14 protein-coding genes and 1 pseudogene are annotated in these 16,329 nt (G+C 66.9%); 11 read left to right on the plus strand and 4 right to left on the minus strand.

Annotated features, from left to right (window positions below; genetic code table 11):
• The 4 genes and pseudogenes from B3T59_RS04035 to B3T59_RS04050 form a co-directional block, all read left to right on the plus strand.
• Window positions 1-652: pseudogene (locus B3T59_RS04035) on the plus strand (LLM class flavin-dependent oxidoreductase); the annotation flags it as partial.
• On the plus strand, window positions 649-1,992 hold the full coding sequence (locus B3T59_RS04040) for an NtaA/DmoA family FMN-dependent monooxygenase (protein WP_287001553.1): 1,344 nt from the start codon (window positions 649-651) through the stop codon (window positions 1,990-1,992). The pseudogene B3T59_RS04035 and the gene B3T59_RS04040, both read left to right, overlap by 4 nt.
• A 78-nt stretch (window positions 1,993-2,070) precedes the next feature.
• On the plus strand, window positions 2,071-2,502 hold the full coding sequence (locus B3T59_RS04045; protein ID WP_005206677.1) for a DUF350 domain-containing protein: 432 nt from the start codon (window positions 2,071-2,073) through the stop codon (window positions 2,500-2,502).
• Between the two features lie 102 nt (window positions 2,503-2,604).
• Window positions 2,605-3,084, plus strand: coding sequence for an SRPBCC family protein (locus B3T59_RS04050; protein WP_287001554.1), 480 nt, complete (start codon window positions 2,605-2,607; stop codon window positions 3,082-3,084).
• 13 nt (window positions 3,085-3,097) lie between these two features.
• Here B3T59_RS04050 and B3T59_RS04055 read toward each other — a convergent pair whose 3' ends face one another.
• On the minus strand, window positions 3,098-3,898 hold the full coding sequence (locus B3T59_RS04055; protein WP_251722179.1) for an HAD-IIA family hydrolase: 801 nt from the start codon (window positions 3,896-3,898) through the stop codon (window positions 3,098-3,100).
• Between the two features lie 67 nt (window positions 3,899-3,965).
• Here B3T59_RS04055 and glp point away from each other — a divergent pair, with 67 nt between their 5' ends.
• From glp to B3T59_RS04075, 4 genes are all read left to right on the plus strand, one after another.
• Window positions 3,966-5,228 (plus strand): gephyrin-like molybdotransferase Glp, encoded by a 1,263-nt coding sequence (gene glp, locus B3T59_RS04060; RefSeq protein WP_287001555.1) that lies wholly within the window; start codon window positions 3,966-3,968, stop codon window positions 5,226-5,228.
• Window positions 5,229-5,330: 102 nt separating this feature from the next.
• Window positions 5,331-6,194: a phosphatidylserine decarboxylase gene (locus B3T59_RS04065; RefSeq protein ID WP_372495497.1), complete on the plus strand. Its 864-nt coding sequence runs from the start codon at window positions 5,331-5,333 to the stop codon at window positions 6,192-6,194.
• 1 nt (window position 6,195) lies between these two features.
• Window positions 6,196-7,272, plus strand: coding sequence for a CDP-alcohol phosphatidyltransferase family protein (locus B3T59_RS04070; RefSeq protein ID WP_051993888.1), 1,077 nt, complete (start codon window positions 6,196-6,198; stop codon window positions 7,270-7,272).
• On the plus strand, window positions 7,269-9,602 hold the full coding sequence (locus tag B3T59_RS04075) for an AAA family ATPase (RefSeq protein WP_005206683.1): 2,334 nt from the start codon (window positions 7,269-7,271) through the stop codon (window positions 9,600-9,602). The genes B3T59_RS04070 and B3T59_RS04075 overlap by 4 nt, the downstream gene beginning before the upstream one ends.
• 51 nt (window positions 9,603-9,653) lie before the next feature.
• Here B3T59_RS04075 and B3T59_RS04080 read toward each other — a convergent pair whose 3' ends face one another.
• The 3 genes from B3T59_RS04080 to B3T59_RS04090 all read right to left on the minus strand — a co-directional run bounded on the left by B3T59_RS04080 (window position 9,654) and on the right by B3T59_RS04090 (window position 11,432).
• Entirely contained in the window at window positions 9,654-10,136 is a 483-nt protein-coding gene (locus B3T59_RS04080) for a hypothetical protein (protein ID WP_251722175.1), read from the minus strand.
• 173 nt (window positions 10,137-10,309) lie between these two features.
• Window positions 10,310-10,873, minus strand: coding sequence for a hypothetical protein (locus B3T59_RS04085; protein WP_005206685.1), 564 nt, complete (start codon window positions 10,871-10,873; stop codon window positions 10,310-10,312).
• Between the two features lie 142 nt (window positions 10,874-11,015).
• A complete protein-coding gene (locus tag B3T59_RS04090) occupies window positions 11,016-11,432 on the minus strand; it encodes a hypothetical protein (RefSeq protein ID WP_005206686.1) in 417 nt (138 codons plus the stop codon).
• A gap of 75 nt (window positions 11,433-11,507) precedes the next feature.
• Between B3T59_RS04090 and B3T59_RS04095 the strand changes: the two genes are divergently transcribed.
• The 3 genes from B3T59_RS04095 to B3T59_RS04105 all read left to right on the plus strand — a co-directional run.
• Window positions 11,508-14,432, plus strand: a complete 2,925-nt coding sequence (locus B3T59_RS04095) for a Na+/H+ antiporter subunit A (RefSeq protein WP_287001556.1) — start codon at window positions 11,508-11,510, stop codon at window positions 14,430-14,432.
• The gene (locus tag B3T59_RS04100; RefSeq protein ID WP_005206688.1) at window positions 14,429-15,118 is read left to right on the plus strand and encodes a Na(+)/H(+) antiporter subunit C; all 690 of its coding nucleotides are present in this window, start codon (window positions 14,429-14,431) and stop codon (window positions 15,116-15,118) included. The genes B3T59_RS04095 and B3T59_RS04100 overlap by 4 nt, the downstream gene beginning before the upstream one ends.
• On the plus strand, window positions 15,115-16,329 hold a 1,215-nt coding region (locus tag B3T59_RS04105; protein ID WP_287001557.1), incomplete at its 3' end, for a Na+/H+ antiporter subunit D. The genes B3T59_RS04100 and B3T59_RS04105, both read left to right, overlap by 4 nt.

Genomic DNA, 16,329 nt, shown 5'->3' on the forward strand with positions numbered 1-16,329 from the left:
CGAGATCCGCGACGTCGCGACCGGTCGCTTCATCGACCGGGATCGGTTGCATTACATCGACTTCGAGGGTGAGTTCTTCTCCGTGCGTGGGCCGTCGATCACGCCACGACCACCGCAGGGGCAGCCGCTCATCGCGACGACGGTCTCGGCGGGCGACCAGGTGTCGCTCGAATTGCTCGGCGGCAGCGCCGATATCGGGTTCTTCACCAGTCCGGATGACCGCGCGACTCTCGACACGGTGCTCGCAGCGTCGGACAGCAGTCGCCGAGACGACCTGCGACTCTACGACGATCTGATCGTCTACCTCGATGACACACAGGCATCGGCGGCTGGTCGTCGAGCGCAGTACGACGACTGGCTCGGCACTCACTTCGATGACGGCACACGGGAATTCGTCGGTACCGCAGCAGGATTGGCCGACCTCGTCGAAGAGCGCGCAGGTGCGGCACAGGGCGTCCGGCTACATCCGGCCGCGTTCGGACACGACCTTCGCCTGATCGCCGACGACCTCGCACCCGAGCTGCGTCGACGCGGTCTGATCGTCGGCCCGGAGGCCAAACCCTCAGGAGCACACACCCTTCGAGAGACCTTGGGTCTGCGCCATCCCATCAATCGATACTCACGCACGACCGTGTCAGGCGGTGTCCGATGACCAAACAGGTACACCTTGCGGCGCACTTTCCCGGCGTCAACAACACGACGGTCTGGAGTGATCCCGCCGCCGGGAGTCACATCGAGTTCTCGTCGTTCACACGCTTCGCACAGACCGCAGAGCGCGGATTGTTCGACTTCCTCTTCCTCGCCGAGGGACTCCGGCTGCGCGAGCAGAACGGCAAGATCTACGACCTCGACGTCGTCGGACGACCCGACACCTTCACGATTCTCGCCGCACTCGCGGCAGTCACCGAGCATCTCGGACTCGCCGGGACGATCAACTCGACGTTCAACGAACCCGTCGAGGTGGCAAGGCAATTCGCGTCGCTCGACCACCTCTCCGACGGCCGCGCCGCCTGGAACGTCGTGACGTCGTGGGATGCGTTCACCGGCGAGAACTTCCGACGCGGCGGATACCTTCCCGCGGATCAGCGCTACGTGCGGGCACGGCAGTTTCTCGAAACCGCTGTAAAACTGTGGGATTCGTGGGAAAGCGACGACGTCGTCGCCGATCGGTCGTCTGGCGAGTTCCTACGCAGGCCCCACGCCGGACAGTTCGCGCACCTCGACTCGCAGTTCGACATCAGCGGCACGTTCGGGGTGCCGCGCAGCCCGCAGGGACGGCCGGTGATCTTCCAGGCGGGCGATTCGAATGAGGGTCGGGAGTTCGCAGCCGCACGCGCCGACGCGATCTTCTCGCGACACTCGACGCTCGACGACGGCAGAGCGTTCTACGCCGACGTCAAGGGACGTCTCGCCGCACACGGGCGCACCCCGGACGATCTACTGATCCTGCCCGCAGCGACGTTCGTCGTCGGAGATACCGATGCCGACGCGGCCGAACTCGCGCACGAGATCCGACTCGCGCAGGTCAGTGGGCAGACCGCGATCAAGTTCCTCGAGCAACTCTGGAACCGCGACCTACAGGACCACGATCCCGACGGCCCGCTACCGAGCATCGACCCGCTGCCCGGTGAGAACACCGTCGCGAAGGGTCGGGCCAGTGTGCGCATCCACGAGGACCCGCGCGACGTCGCAGCTCGCTGGCGCGCGTTGGCCGAGTCGAAGAAGCTCACGACGCGTGAGCTGATCATCGAGGTGACCGGGCGTCAGGCGTTCGTCGGATCGGCGCGCACCGTCGCAGGAGAGATCAACCGGTTCGTGCAGGCCGACGCGAGTGACGGTTTCATCCTCGTTCCGCACGTCACTCCCGGCGGCCTCGACCGCTTCGTCGACGACGTGATTCCCGAACTTCAAGACCTCGGCGTGTACCGGACCGAGTATCCGGGTCGGACACTGCGTGAGAACCTCGGGCTCGCGGGGGTCGTCGCGGGTTAGGGTTTTCGTGGGTGTCGCGCCCGCGTGCACCGGCGACCACGCACCGACCACAGGGTCGGCGACGAGGGGAGATCACAGGTGGACGCAGTGTTCGGCACCAATCTGGCCTGGGGTGCGTCGTTCAGCCTCCTGGGGGTTGCGCTCATGGTCGTCGGGTTCGGTGCCCTCGACCTCGTGACTCCGGGCCGACTTCGGCAGCTCGTCTGGGTGGACAACAACCGCAACGCGATGATCCTGACGACGTCGATGGTCGTCGGAATCGCGTTCGTGCTGGTCGCCTCGGTGGTCGACACGGTGACCCTCGTGTTGTGGAAGGCGCTGCTCTACACGCTCGCCTACGCGGTGCTGACCATCGCGGTGATGATGTGGTCATTCGTGCTCATCGATTGGCTCACGCCCGGCAAGCTCGGGACCATTCTGCTCGAGAACGACGCGCATCCCGCCGGCTGGATCTCTGCGGCGGTCTTCGTCGGTGTCGCGGCGATGATCGGGACCGTACTGATCGTCTGAGTGTTATTGACTGTCCGACAATAGGCGTTCTAGGGTGATGCGAGCTGTGACCGGTGACACCGTCGGTCATCGACCGTTCGCGACGCACAACCCGGGGGAACCATGACCGCCTCACTGATCGAAGAGTCCATCGACATCGACGCCACACCCACGCAGGTCTGGTCGGTGATCTCCGACCTCGCCCGCATGGGTGAGTGGAGTCCGCAGTGCGCCAAGATGTTCATCATCGGCGGGCCGGTGAAGCTGGGCACCCGCACCGTCAACATCAACCGCCGCGGGCCGCTCGTCTGGCCGACGACGTCGAAGGTCGTGCGGTTCGCACCCAACCAGGAGATCGGGTTCCGCGTCGCGGAGAACCACACGGTGTGGAGCTACACCATCGAGCCGAACCAGTCGGGCGGCGTGACGGTGACGGAACGTCGCGAAGCCGCGGGCGGCAAGACCACCAAGGTGTCGTCGACGCTCGTCGACCTCGTCTTCGGCGGCTCCGACTCGTTCGAGGAGGAGCTCAAGGTCGGGATGGCCGAGACCCTCGGCAAGATCAAGCGCGCCGCGGAGTCGAGCACCGCCCGGGCCGCCTGAGCGCACAGTCGGTTCAGGTGCCGTCGAGCTTCTCGATCAGGGCGGGGAGGTCGGCGAGGGAGTCGATGACGTGGTCGGGCACCGGCCCGAACTCGTCGCGCTGCAGGGCGCGCAGGGCGTCCTCGCGGAACTTGCCGGTGCGCACCAGCACGCCCATGAGTGCGGCGGCCTGGGCGCCGAGGATGTCGTTGTGCATGTCGTCGCCGACCATCACCACCTGGGTCGGCTCGAGATTCATGAGTTCGACGGCGGCGCGGAAGCCCAGCGGCGACGGCTTGCCGATCGCGCGGATCTTTCGTCCCGAGGCCTTCTCGAGGCCCTCGAGGTAGACGCCTGTGTCAATCGAGAGCCCGCGCGCCGTCGACCAGATCATCGAACGGTGCATCGCGACGACCGGGGTTCCAGCGAGCATCTTCTCCAGCACCGTCGACAGCGCAGTGTGTGTGAACACGGGTCCGGCGCCGCCGAGCACGACGACCTGAGCTTCGTTCGGGTCGTCGGTGAGTGGCACGCCGGTCATGTCCTCGGCGATCGGCCCCTCGTTGAGAACCCAGGCGAGCTTGCCGGGATAGTTGCGGGCCAGGAATTCTGCGGTGAGTTTGGCGGCGGTGAGGATCTCCTCGGGCTCGACCTCGAATCCGCAGTTTCCGAGCGCCTCCGCAATCTGTGATCGCGACCGTGATGTGGTGTTGGTCAGGAACATTCGCGGGTAGCCGCGCTCGGAAAGTTCTTCGATCGCTTCGACGGCGCCGGGCAGCGCATGCCACGAGGTGACCATCACCCCGTCGATGTCGAGCAGCAGCCCCAGCGTCATGCATCGAATCTAGTGCCCGTCGGGCGCGAGCGCAGGACGGGCCCGATTCACATGGCATGCTGGGCCAATGCGTTCCGTCGCCGAGCATCAGAAGATCGTCAGCGAGCTGTTCGGACCTCCGGAAACCGTTCGCGTCGCGGTTGCCGATGCGCTGGGTATGGCCACTGTCGACGACTCCGTCGCGGCATTCGCGATGCCTGCCTTCGACAATTCCGCGATGGACGGATACGCGGTGCGTGCAACCGACATCGCCGCTGCCAGTGCTGCAGAGCCGATTCAGCTCCCCGTCGTCGACGACATTCCCGCCGGCCGCACAGGCCGGGTGACACTCGCACCGGGCACGACCGCGCGGATCATGACCGGTGCACCGCTGCCCGACGGCGCCGATGCCGTTGTGCCGGTGGAGCTCACCGACGGTGACTTCTCGGTCGATCACGTGCCCGACTCGACGGTCGGGTTCAGCTCGGGCGTCGAGGTGGGAAAGCACATTCGGCGCGCGGGCTCCGACATCGCGCGCGGCGAGGTCGCGCTACCCGCGGGCACGGTGCTCGGGGCGGCACAGATCGGACTGCTCTCGGCGCTCGGCCTCGCCGACGTCGCGGTTGCCCGACGCCTTCGCGTGGTGGTGCTGTCGACCGGCTCCGAGCTCGTCGAGCCGGGAAAACCGTTGCAGCACGGGCAAATCTACGAATCCAACGGCGCCATGCTCACAGCAGCACTCACCGAGGCCGGCGCGCTGGCACGGCACATCCACTTCGTCCCCGACGACGTCGCGGACTTCCTCGAGCGCCTCGACGAGGCGTCGGCCGACGCCGATCTGATCATCACCTCCGGCGGCGTGAGCGCCGGGGCCTACGAAGTGGTCAAGGACGCACTCGACGGTCGATCTTCGGAGCATGGGGGTCAGGTCGAGTTCGCGAAGGTGGCGATGCAGCCCGGAATGCCGCAGGGCTGCGGTCATCACCTCGACCCGGCCGGTCGTCGGGTCCCGATCATCACGTTGCCGGGAAACCCGGTCAGTTCACTCGTGTCGTTCGAGGTGTTCATCCGCCCACCCCTACGCGCGGCGATGGGACTGCCACCCGACCGTCCGCACGTCACAGCCACGCTCGGCAGCGACATTCGATCGCCCGAGGGCAAGAGGCAGTTCATGCGCGGCGTCGTCGACACAGCGCGGCCAGATGCCGACGGGCGACCGGTCGTCGAGCCGATCGGTCCTCCCGGGTCGCATCATCTGCGTTTTCTCGCGGGTTCGAACGCGTTGATCGACATCCCGCCCGAGATCACCGCACTGCCTGCGGGTTCGGACGTCGACGTCGTCGTTCTGTGACGTCTGCGACCCCCGGACCCCGCAGCCGCGGATGTCTGGCATCGCTAAGCTGTACGGACGCGACGGGCAATTCCGGCGCGATCGACTCGGGAGGATGATCAGGTGGCCAGGCGCCCGCGACCGGACGCATCAGCACAACATCCGGCAACCGAATCCGACGGTCTGATCCGCTCCGGCCTGACTCCGACGCACCTCGTCGCACTCGCACGCGAGACCCTTCCCCCGATCCATCCGGCGGGACTGCCGTTCGTCGCTGCGGCATCGGCGGTGGCGGTGTTAGGTCGACGACATCGGTGGGTTGCGGTGCCCGCAACCGCCGCGGCAGGAGCCTGCGCAGCCTTCTTCCGGCACCCCTCACGGGTTCCGCCGACCGAGCCTGGCGTCGTGGTGGCTCCGGCCGACGGAATCGTCAGCCTCGTCGACGACGCCGCCCCGCCGCCGGAATCGGGCCTCGGCGACCAACCCCGACCCCGCGTCTCGACATTCCTGTCGATCTTCGACGTCCACGTGCAGCGCGTTCCGATCAGCGGTCGGGTGTTGTCGGTAACGCATACGCCCGGCTCGTTCGTGTCCGCCGATCTCCCGGAAGCGAGTTCGGCAAACGAGCGCACGACGATGGTCGTCCGCCCCGACGACGCAGACAATCCCGACGGCGCAGACAATCCCGACGGCGCACACGATCTTGGCGGCGCAGCCGATCCAGACCCGACACCCCGCGACTCCGACATCGTCGTCGTGCAGATCGCCGGTCTGTTGGCACGTCGAATCGTCTGCACCGCGAAGGTCGGCGATCACCTCTCCATCGGCGACACGTACGGACTCATCCGGTTCGGCTCACGCGTCGACGTCTACCTGCCGCCGGGCACGAAGCAACGCGTGTTGGTCGGGCAGCGCACCGTCGGCGCCGAGACCGCACTCGCGACACTGAACACCCCGGAAACCACCCGCGTCGGCGACGGCGGGTGACATGCCGACCAACAATCGTGCGGGCGTAGACCGCACCCCGCTGCACTACCGCAATCCGTCGATGAGGTCGACGCGTCGTCGTGTTCCTCGGCGCACGACGTCGAACGACGAGCAGAGCAGACTGCGGCGACAGGCGGCCGCGGGGCGGATGTTCGTACCGTCGGCGCTGACGATTCTCGCCATCTGCGCGGGGCTGACGGCGGTGCGCGCTGTCATCGACGACAACGTCAACCTGGCGATGGCACTCGTTGTGGCCGCGGCGCTGCTCGACGGCATCGACGGCCGCGTGGCGCGGCTGATGGGAGCGACCACCAAGATCGGCGCCGAGATCGACTCACTCGCCGACGCCATCAACTTCGGTGTCGTGCCTGCGCTGATCATGTATCTGTATCTGCTGCAGGGATACGACCTCGGCTGGGGATTCGCGCTGATCTACTGCTGCGCGATCGTGCTGCGGCTCGCGCGATTCAACACCCTGCTCGACGACACCGACGCCCCCGGCTACACCCGCGACTTCTTCGTCGGCGTCCCCGCACCCGCTGCTGCCCTGGTGGTCCTGCTGCCGATCGGACTGGCACAGCAGTTCGGCGACGGATGGTGGACCTCTCCACTGGTCGTCGGATTGTGGTTGGTCGTGGTGGCGCTACTCGCGGTCAGTCGGGTTCCGACGGCATCGCTCAAGACGTCGTCGGTACAGCCGCGCAAGCTGGCGGGCCTGTTGATCCTGGTCGCGATAGGCGCAGCGCTGCTGCTCACATACCCGTACGTGCTGATGATCATCCTGGTGGCGGCCTACGCCGTGCACATTCCGTTCGCGTGGCGCAGTCGGCGCTGGGTGCAGGCGCGGCCGGAACACTGGGAGGCCCCGCCCGCCGAGCGCCGGGCCGAGCGTCGCGCAATCGCGCGTGGCCAGCCGCGCCGCGTGCTGCCGCCACGCAAATCGACCGCGCGACTCGGCCTGCACATCCCGGGCTCGGAACCCACGACCGCCCAGAGTGTTTCCGACACCTCCGCCACCGACGCCCCTGCTGCCGACGTCCCTGTTTCTGATACTCCAGCCGGCGGTGACGCCCGGTGAACGCGCAGCTCACGCTGACCGCGCGGCTCAACACGTCGGCGGCCGATTCCCGACGCGGGATCGTCCGGGCGCATCCCGAAGCGCTGACGGCGCTCGGACTGCGTGAGTGGGACGCAGTGTCGATCACCGGTGCACGGGTCACCGCGGCCGTCGTCGCGGCAGCACCGTCGGGAACGCCGACCGGAACGTTGCTGCTCGACGACATCACGTTCTCCAACGCGGGCATCAAGGAGAACGCGTCGGTCGTGCTCGCCGGGGTTGCCGTGTCCGGCGCGGCGCGGGTCGTCGTGACCGGTTCGGCTGTCGCGAGTCGAGGCGTCGACGAGGCGACGCTGCGTCGCGCGCTCCTCGGAAAAGTGCTGTCGGTCGGGGATGCGGTGTCGCTTCTTCCACGCGACCTCGGCCCAGAACTGACCGCGAGCGCCGCGACCCGCGCGCTGACCCTGTCGGTCGGGATCACGTGGACCAACGAGCTGGTGACGGTCACCGCAACCGATCCCGGGTCGCCGGTCAGCGTGCAGCCGTCGACCGCCGTTCTCTGGGCGACGAGCGGCGTCGACACCACGCCCGGCGCCGTCGGCAGTGACGCACGCGCCGTCGATACGAATCGCGGAGGTGTCGGCGACGATCGTGGCGCTCGCGGAGAGAATCGTGGCGCCCTCGGCGCCGCATCGGGTGCCGTCGGCGGGGTCGGGCGCGGCTGGCTCACCACGCCGCCGGGCGTCGCCTCGCCCGGGCACGTGGCGCGGCCGGCGTCGGAGTTGGTCGGCGTCGACGCGCAGGTCGCGAAGCTCACCGAGTGGCTGAGCATCACGCTCGACGAGCCAGGCGTGCTGCGCGCACTCGGGGCCACTCCCCGACTCGGCGTGCTGATCTCCGGTCCGGCAGGGTCGGGCAAGGCGACGCTCGTGCGATCCGTCTGTGCCGCAAGGACATTGACCACGATTGACGGACCGACCATCGGATCACTCGAGGCGTCGGCCCGCCTCCGCACGGTCAGCGACGCGGTCGCCGATCTCCGACGCTCCGACTCGGGGGTACTGCTCATCACCGACGTCGACGCCCTGCTGCCCGCCAAGTCCGAGCCGGTCTCGACGCTGATCCTCGACGAATTGCGCGCGGCGATCAGTCCCACCGACGCGACGTCGACCTCCGACGACCACATCGCGTTGATCGTCACCACTGCCGAACCCGCGGGCCTCGACGAACGTCTGCGCGCTCCCGACCTGTGCGACCGCGAACTCGTCATCGGACTGCCCGACGCCGCGCGGCGCGCGCGAATACTCGGGGTGATCCTCACCGGAGTCCCCACCGACGGCGCACTGAACCTGGACCAGATCGCCGCGCGCACACCAGGTTTCGTCGCAGGCGATCTGGCGGCACTCGCCCGCGAGGCCGCATTGCGTGCGGCTGCGAGGGCAAGCGCCACCGATGCGACGCCCGCGCTGACCGATGACGATCTCGTCGGAGCACTCGACGTCATCCGACCCGTTTCACGTCTGCGCACACCCGAGGTGGCTGTCGGGTCCATCACCCTCGACGACGTCGGCGACATGACCGAGACCAAGCAGGCGCTCACCGAGACCGTGCTCTGGCCGCTGCAGCACCCCGACACGTTCACGCGACTCGGCGTCGATCCGCCGCGCGGTGTGCTTCTCTACGGGCCACCCGGGTGCGGCAAGACGTTCGTCGTACGCGCGCTCGCGGCGTCGGGCATGCTCTCGGTGCACATGGTCAAGGGCGCCGAGCTCATGGACAAGTGGGTCGGATCGTCGGAGAAGGCGGTCCGCGACCTGTTCGACGCCGCACGCGAGTCGGCACCCTCGCTGATCTTTCTCGATGAGGTCGACGCCCTCGCGCCGCGCCGCGGCCAGTCGACGGACTCAGGCGTCGGCGACCGCGTGGTTGCCGCGCTGTTGACCGAACTCGACGGCGTCGAACCGCTGCAGGACGTCGTGGTCCTCGGCGCGACCAACCGGCCCGACCTCATCGACCCGGCGCTCCTCCGCCCAGGGCGGTTGGAGCGACTCGTGTTCGTGCCGCCGCCGGACACGCAGGCGCGCGCCGACATCCTGCGAACCTCGGGCCGAAAGGTGCCGCTTGCCGACGGCATCGACCTCGACGCCCTCGCCGCCGACCTCGAGGGCTATTCGGCCGCCGACTGCGCCGCACTCCTGCGTGAAGCGGCGCTGGCTGCCATGCGCCGCGACATCGACGCCGCGACCGTCACCGCCGACGACGTCGTCGACGCCCGCACGCGTGTCAAGCCGTCGCTCGACGCCGCACAGGTCGAGAACCTGCGCGCCTACGCCGAGCGACGGCTCGAGTGACAGACCTGTTCCGTTATGCAAGGTCCTCTCGCACAGCGTGTTACGGACCCGTCACTCAATGGTGAAGGAAGATGTCTTCGACGCTCCGGAGACGCGGTCGACCACCACGATCGAGTAGTGCCCCGGTGTGCGGTAGAGCTTCGTGTTCGATCCCACATCGCCCTGACACTCTGCCGTCTTGTACGTGGCGTAGCCGGTACCGGGATATTGCACCTCGATCTGACAATTCTTCCCCTTCACCTCGGCATTCGAGCGATCGCGCGCAGACCAGACGACTCCTGGCGCAAATCCCGTGTCGTACAAGGCGGGTCCGAGGTCTCGCCCGAACCAGCTGTAGACCTTCACAGACATGCTCGCCACACCGTTGGGCGACGGCTTCACCGGGGCGCCCGGGTTCGGGTCCGATGATCCGGCCAACAGCGTACCGATGAGCTCCGACAACGGATCTGGCGCCGGCGCCGCAGATACCGGCCCGGCGGCAACTGTGGCTGCGGCTCCAGCTGCAAGCACACCGGCAATGATCTTGCGCTTCATGACTTCCCCTCGCGAACGTTGAATGATGTTGCGGGCCAGGCCAATACATCATCACAGTGCGACGTGACGACCAGAAACCCCGAGCATCGACGACGCTACGCAATCGCATCACGTTGAGCTAGAGAAGATTCGATGATTCGTCCGAACGTAGGGCATCGAATCATACGATCACATTACGAAGTCTGCCCGGCCTGTCCGTTTGGCGCCTGGCCATCGGGAACCTGGCCACCGGGAACCTGGCCATTGGGAACCTGGCCGCTCGGCAGCTGGCCGTTGGGCGTCTGCCCCTGTTGGCCAAAGGGGAACTGACCGTTCTGACCTGTTCCCCCGCCATTCGTACTCCCGCCATTCATCCCGGGGCCGTTCATCCCGCCACCGTTCATTCCCGGCATGCCGCCGCCGTTCATTCCAGGCATCTGGCCGCCGTTCACTCCGGGGCCGCGCATCTGGTTCTGGCTCGACGAGTTGTCGTGGCCGACGACGTACCCGGCGCCGAAACCGAGCAGTCCGAACCCGACGGCAAGTCCGATCCCGCCCGCGATGATCGCGTTCTTGATCTTCGGCGGCACCTGGTCGGCTCGCGATTGTGCGGAATCAGCCACCGCTGGTGACTCTGCCCGCCAGGCCGACTGCACGCTGGTGGGTTGCGCGGACGTCGGCTGCTCGGCGGTCGGACTCCCGGGACTCGTTGGGAACTCGGGGTTCGTCGGGTGTTCTCCTGTGGTGGGTGCGGACATCGTTGGGGGTACTCCCTGCGTTCGGGTGCATCGTCGGCCAGCGCCGACGTTCGGCGCGTCCGCGACGCATCAACAGTGCCGTCCACGGTGCGCGGCATCCCTGGCGGCCCACTGCCCGCTCTCTGGCAATCGGCTGTGAACCTCAGGTCGTCGTGATCGTGTAGAACACCGACGACCCGCCAGACGCGGCGGCGGGGGTGACGCCCGCGCTCACCCAATACGTTGTGCCACTCTTATCCGCTGTCAGCACCACGACGGACTGGCCGTTCTGCGACGTTCGTTGCGACTCGGTGTAACCCGCGTCGGTCAGCTTCTTGACTGCGGTGTCGAGGACGTTCGAATCGCTCGCGGGCGCCTGGACCGTCACCGACCAGCCCTTGCCCGCTGCGCCCGACGCGCTCAACACCGTTCCGTCGATGAGGGGTACCTGATCGGAGGGAAAATCAGACGGTAGTGCCACTCCCTTGAGACCGCTCTCCTCCTCGGACGCACAAGCACCGATGACCAGCGCAAGCGCGCACGTCAGCAGAACGACGGTGAACCTGACTAAGCGCGACATGACTGCAACGGTAAGATAGACGAGCGGGCAGTTGCTCCGTGACACCCCGCCAGACGACGAAAGACGGAGTGCCCTTTGATCTCGGTGTTGGCCGCGTTGGCCGTGTGTGCGCTCATCGCACCCGCCATCGTTCATGCGCTCGGCACCAGGGGTTTCTACGTACTCGCGTTGGCTCCGCTCGGCGGACTGATCTGGGTTTTCCTCAATTGGCCGCATGCGCACGACGCCCCTCGCGTCGAGACGGTCACCTGGGCCCCGACGCTGCAGATGGATTTCGTGATGCGTTTCGACACGCTCACGGCCATCATGTCGGTGCTGATCCTCGGTGTCGGGGCACTCGTGCTCTGTTACTGCGCCAATTACTTCGACGACGCTCGCCCACGGGTCGCCATCTTCGGTGGCGAGATGATCGCGTTCGCCGCGGCGATGTTCGGTCTGGTCGCCAGCGACAACATGCTGATGCTCTATATTTTCTGGGAGCTCACCACGGTGTTGTCGTTCATGCTCGTCGGCTTCTACCACGTCCGCGCCACCTCGCGTAGATCCGCGACGCAGGCACTGCTCGTGACCACTCTCGGCGGACTAGCGATGCTCGTCGGCATCATCATGCTCGGCGAACGCACCGGGTCGTATCTGCTCTCCGACCTCGTTACGCACCCGCCGTCGAGCGGCATCTTTGTCGACGTCGCGATCGTGCTGGTGCTGATCGGCGCCGTCAGCAAGTCCGCGATCGTCCCGTTCCACTTCTGGCTGCCCGGTGCGATGGCAGCGCCGACACCGGTCAGCGCATACCTGCACGCCGCAGCGATGGTGAAGGCGGGCATCTACCTGATCGGACGGCTGGCACCCGGCTTCTCGGGCCTCACCAGTTGGCAGGTCATGACGATCGGGCTCGGCTGTTTCACGATGGTGCTCGGTGGCTGGCGTTCGCTGCGCGAACTCGATCTCAAGCTCATCCTCGCGTTCGGCACGGTCTCGCAGCTCGGCTTCCTCGCCGTGCTGTTCGGCATGGGCGATGCGAACGTCGCGATGGCCGCGCTGGCGATGCTGGTGGCACACGCAATGTTCAAAGCCGCGCTGTTCATGGTCGTCGGCATCATCGACCACTCGACGGGTACCCGCGACATCCGCAAGCTGGCCCGCCTCGGACACCGTCTACCCGTCCTCGCCGTCATCGCCGCCATCGCGGGCGCGAGCATGGCCGGACTGCCATTCACCATGGGGTTCGTCGGCAAAGAGACCGCGTTCGCGTCGATCTGGGACACCGGCTCGCTGCAGCACTGGCAGGCGGAGACGGTCGACTACGTGCTGCTGGCGGGATCGATCATCACGATGGCGTACACGACCCGCTTCCTATGGGGCGCGTTCGGCCGCAAGGTGCGCAGGCTTCCGAGCCGTGTCGTCGCACAGCTGCATCCGCCGTCGGTCGCGTTCCAGACGCCACCGGCGATCCTGGCTGTACTCGGCGTCGCCACCGCTTTCCTGAGTCCGCTGATCGGCGAGGCCTTCGAGCCCTACGCCGAGAGCCTGCCGTCGTACGGCCACGAGATCGAACACCTGGGCATGTGGCACGGCTTCGGCTTACCGGTGGTCTTCTCGATCATCGTCATCGTCGGCGGCGCAGCACTGTTCCTACTGATCAGACGCCTTCGCGACATGCTGTTCCGCTACCGCCCGCTACTCAACGCCGACCGCATCTACGACGCGACGCTGCGCGCGGCCGACACACTCTCGCTGACGCTTACTCGCAACACCCAGCGCGGTTCACTGCCCATCACCCAGGGCGTGATCATGTGCACCGCGATCATCCTGCCCATCACGGTGCTGTTCCTCGGTTCACGTGATCGACTCTCGCCACGCGGTTTCGACTCGTCGATCGAGGTGGTGATCGGAGGGATCATGGCCGCGGCCGCGCTCGCAGCGGTCCTGCTGCGTAACCGACTCGCGGCGACGCTGATCGTCGGTGTCACGGGCTACGGCTGCGGCGTGCTGTTCGCGCTCTACGGCGCCCCCGACCTCGCGCTCACCCAGTTCCTCGTCGAGACGCTCACCCTGGTCATCTTCGTGCTGGTCCTGCGCAAGCTGCCCGCAGAACCCGAACCGCGCCACGCGACGAGGTTCAAGGCGGTTCGCGCGCTCATCGGCGCGGCGGTCGGTGTGAGCCTCGTGGTCATCGGACTCTTCGCCGCTGCCGCGCGCAATTCACAGCCGGTCTCGGTCGACATCCCCGAGGCCGCATACAAGTGGGGACACGGCGCCAATGCGGTCAACGTACTGCTCGTCGACATCCGCGCGTGGGACACGATGGGCGAGATCAGCGTGCTCATCGTCGCGGCGACCGGCGTCGCGTCGATGGTGTTCCGCAACCGCAGATTCGGTGCCGCGCCGCGTGTGTCCGACGCCGCACGCATGCTCGCGAATGGTCCCAACGGTGGCCCGAACGGCCAGAACGACGAAGACGACGACCCGATCCCACCAGACCGCACGACGTGGCTGCGCGGCAGCGAGTTCCGCGACCCGCGCCACCGGTCGATGGTCTTGGAGGCGACAACCCGTCTGATCTTCCCGACGATGGTCGTGCTCTCGGTCTACTTCTTCTTCGCCGGCCACAACGCTCCCGGCGGCGGGTTCGCCGGTGGCCTCACGATGGGTCTTGCCCTGGTGTTGCGCTATCTGGCGGGCGGCCGCTACGAACTCGGCGAGGCGCTGCCCATCGAACCCGGCAAGTTCCTCGGTGCGGGACTGTTGATCTCCGCGGGCACCGCGGCGACCTCGATGCTGCTCGGTGCGCCCGCGCTCTCGTCTGCGGTTCTCAAGGTCACGGTGCCGCTGCTCGGCGACGTCAAGATCGTCACCGCACTGTTCTTCGACCTCGGCATCTACCTGATCGTGGTCGGCCTGGTGCTCGACATCCTGCGGAGCCTCGGCGCACGCCTCGACGTCGAGACCTCGGTCCCGGCGGGCACCGTCATGCGCGTACCCGGGGAGGTCAGCCGATGAGCGTCAACCTCGGACTCCTGGTCATCGTCGCAGTCCTCGCCGCCTGCGGCTCGTATCTCCTGATGGAACGCAGCCTGATCCGCATGCTGCTGGGTCTGCTGCTCGTCGGAAACGGCATCAACCTGCTGATCATCACCCTCGCGGGTCCTCCGGGTAATCCGCCGATCCTCGGCAGGACGTCGGATCACCGCACGCACGACGCCGACCCTCTCGCGCAGGCGATGGTCCTCACGGCGATCGTCATCACGATGGGTGTGGCCGCGTTCATCCTCGCGATGGTCTACCGGCTGTTCGTCCTCAACCGAGACGACGACGACGTCGAAGACGACGTCGAGGACCTCAAGGTGCTCAACACCAGCCTGCAGACAGCACCTGACCGCGACCGCAGTGACAACCCCGAGACCGGCGCCGACACACCACTCGGCGACCTGTTCGACGACGAAGGCAACCCGCTGACACCCGAGGAGTACGCCGCACTGCACCGGTCCAAGATCGAAACCGACCTCATGCCAGAAGACGACGACGTCGTCGACGAGGTCTCGCGCGAAGAGGACGAACTCGCCGAGGCCGGCCTCGACGTGGTCGACATGACGTGGCCGCTCGGCAACGACCTGCAGGATCCGGACAAGCCCTATCCCGGAACGGCCGACCCGCGTGATCCACCGCAGCCGGGAGACGATCGATGATCCCCCAGCCCTCGTGGATTCCGGTTCTCATCACGCTGCCGACCCTCGTACCGCTGCTCGGTGCCGCGATCACACTGCTCGCCGGTCGCAGCCCGATCCTGCAGCGCGCCGTCGCTCTCGTCGCGATCGGTACCGCGCTCGTCGCGTCGGGCATGATGCTCTACCTCACCGACGAACACGGGACTTTCTCCCTCCACATCGGCGGGTGGGGCTCGAAGGGGTACCCGAACGGTCCGCTCGGGATCACGTTGGTCGTCGATCCGCTCGCCGCGTTGATGCTGGTCGTCTCGACGGTCGTGCTGCTGTGCGTGGTGAGCTACGCGATCGGGCAGGGCATCCGCGACGGAACGTCGCAGCAGCCGGTGTCGATCTTCCTGCCGACCTACCTGATCCTGTGCGCAGGCGTCTGCAACTCCTTCCTCGCAGGCGACCTGTTCAACCTGTTCGTCTCGTTCGAGATCCTGCTGTCGGCGAGCTTCGTACTGCTCACACTGGGCGCCAGCGGCGAGCGCGTGCGTGCGGGGGCGTCGTACGTGATGGTCTCGATGCTCTCGTCCCTGGTCTTCCTCTCAGGCATCGCATTCGCGTACGCGACGACCGGCACACTCAACCTCGCCGAGATGGCACTGCGACTCGATACCGTGGCCGACGGCACCCGCAACGCGCTCTACGCGGTGCTCCTCGTCGCATTCGGTATCAAGGCCGCGGTGTTCCCACTGTCGTCGTGGTTGCCCGACTCGTATCCCACGGCCCCCGCGCCGGTCACCGCGGTGTTCGCAGGCTTGCTGACCAAGGTCGGTGTGTACGCGATCATGCGCACACACACGCTGCTGTTCCCCGGCGGATCGATGGACTCGATCCTCATGGTCGCGGGCCTGCTGACGATGCTGATCGGCATCTTCGGTGCGATCGCGCAGTCCGATATCAAGCGACTGTTGTCGTTCACGCTCGTGTCGCACATCGGCTACATGATCTTCGGCATCGCGCTGTCGTCGCGACTCGGACTGTCCGCGGCGATCTACTACGTCGCGCACCACATTCTCGTGCAGACGACGCTGTTCCTGGTCGTCGGCCTGATCGAGCGACAGGCGGGCTCTGCGTCGTTGCGCCGACTCGGCGGTCTGATCGCCAGCCCCCTGCTCGCAGGACTCTTCCTGATCCCGGCGCTCAACCTCGGCGGTATCCCGCCGTTCTCCGGGTTCATCGGCAAG

Origin of the sequence: Gordonia sp. UBA7860 (assembly GCF_002500165.1) — a bacterium.
Lineage (GTDB): Bacteria > Actinomycetota > Actinomycetes > Mycobacteriales > Mycobacteriaceae > Gordonia > Gordonia sputi.

What these genes read in the sequence shown, in the direction of transcription:
- glp (WP_287001555.1), top strand. Translation starts at nt 3,966, where the DNA reads ATGCGTTCCGTCGCCGAGCATCAGAAGATCGTCAGCGAGCTGTTCGGA.
- B3T59_RS04080 (WP_251722175.1), bottom strand. Translation starts at nt 10,136, where the DNA reads ATGAAGCGCAAGATCATTGCCGGTGTGCTTGCAGCTGGAGCCGCAGCC.
- B3T59_RS04040 (WP_287001553.1), top strand. Translation starts at nt 649, where the DNA reads ATGACCAAACAGGTACACCTTGCGGCGCACTTTCCCGGCGTCAACAAC.
- B3T59_RS04070 (WP_051993888.1), top strand. Translation starts at nt 6,196, where the DNA reads ATGCCGACCAACAATCGTGCGGGCGTAGACCGCACCCCGCTGCACTAC.
- B3T59_RS04055 (WP_251722179.1), bottom strand. Translation starts at nt 3,898, where the DNA reads ATGACGCTGGGGCTGCTGCTCGACATCGACGGGGTGATGGTCACCTCG.
- B3T59_RS04100 (WP_005206688.1), top strand. Translation starts at nt 14,429, where the DNA reads ATGAGCGTCAACCTCGGACTCCTGGTCATCGTCGCAGTCCTCGCCGCC.
- B3T59_RS04085 (WP_005206685.1), bottom strand. Translation starts at nt 10,873, where the DNA reads ATGTCCGCACCCACCACAGGAGAACACCCGACGAACCCCGAGTTCCCA.
- B3T59_RS04050 (WP_287001554.1), top strand. Translation starts at nt 2,605, where the DNA reads ATGACCGCCTCACTGATCGAAGAGTCCATCGACATCGACGCCACACCC.
- B3T59_RS04090 (WP_005206686.1), bottom strand. Translation starts at nt 11,432, where the DNA reads ATGTCGCGCTTAGTCAGGTTCACCGTCGTTCTGCTGACGTGCGCGCTT.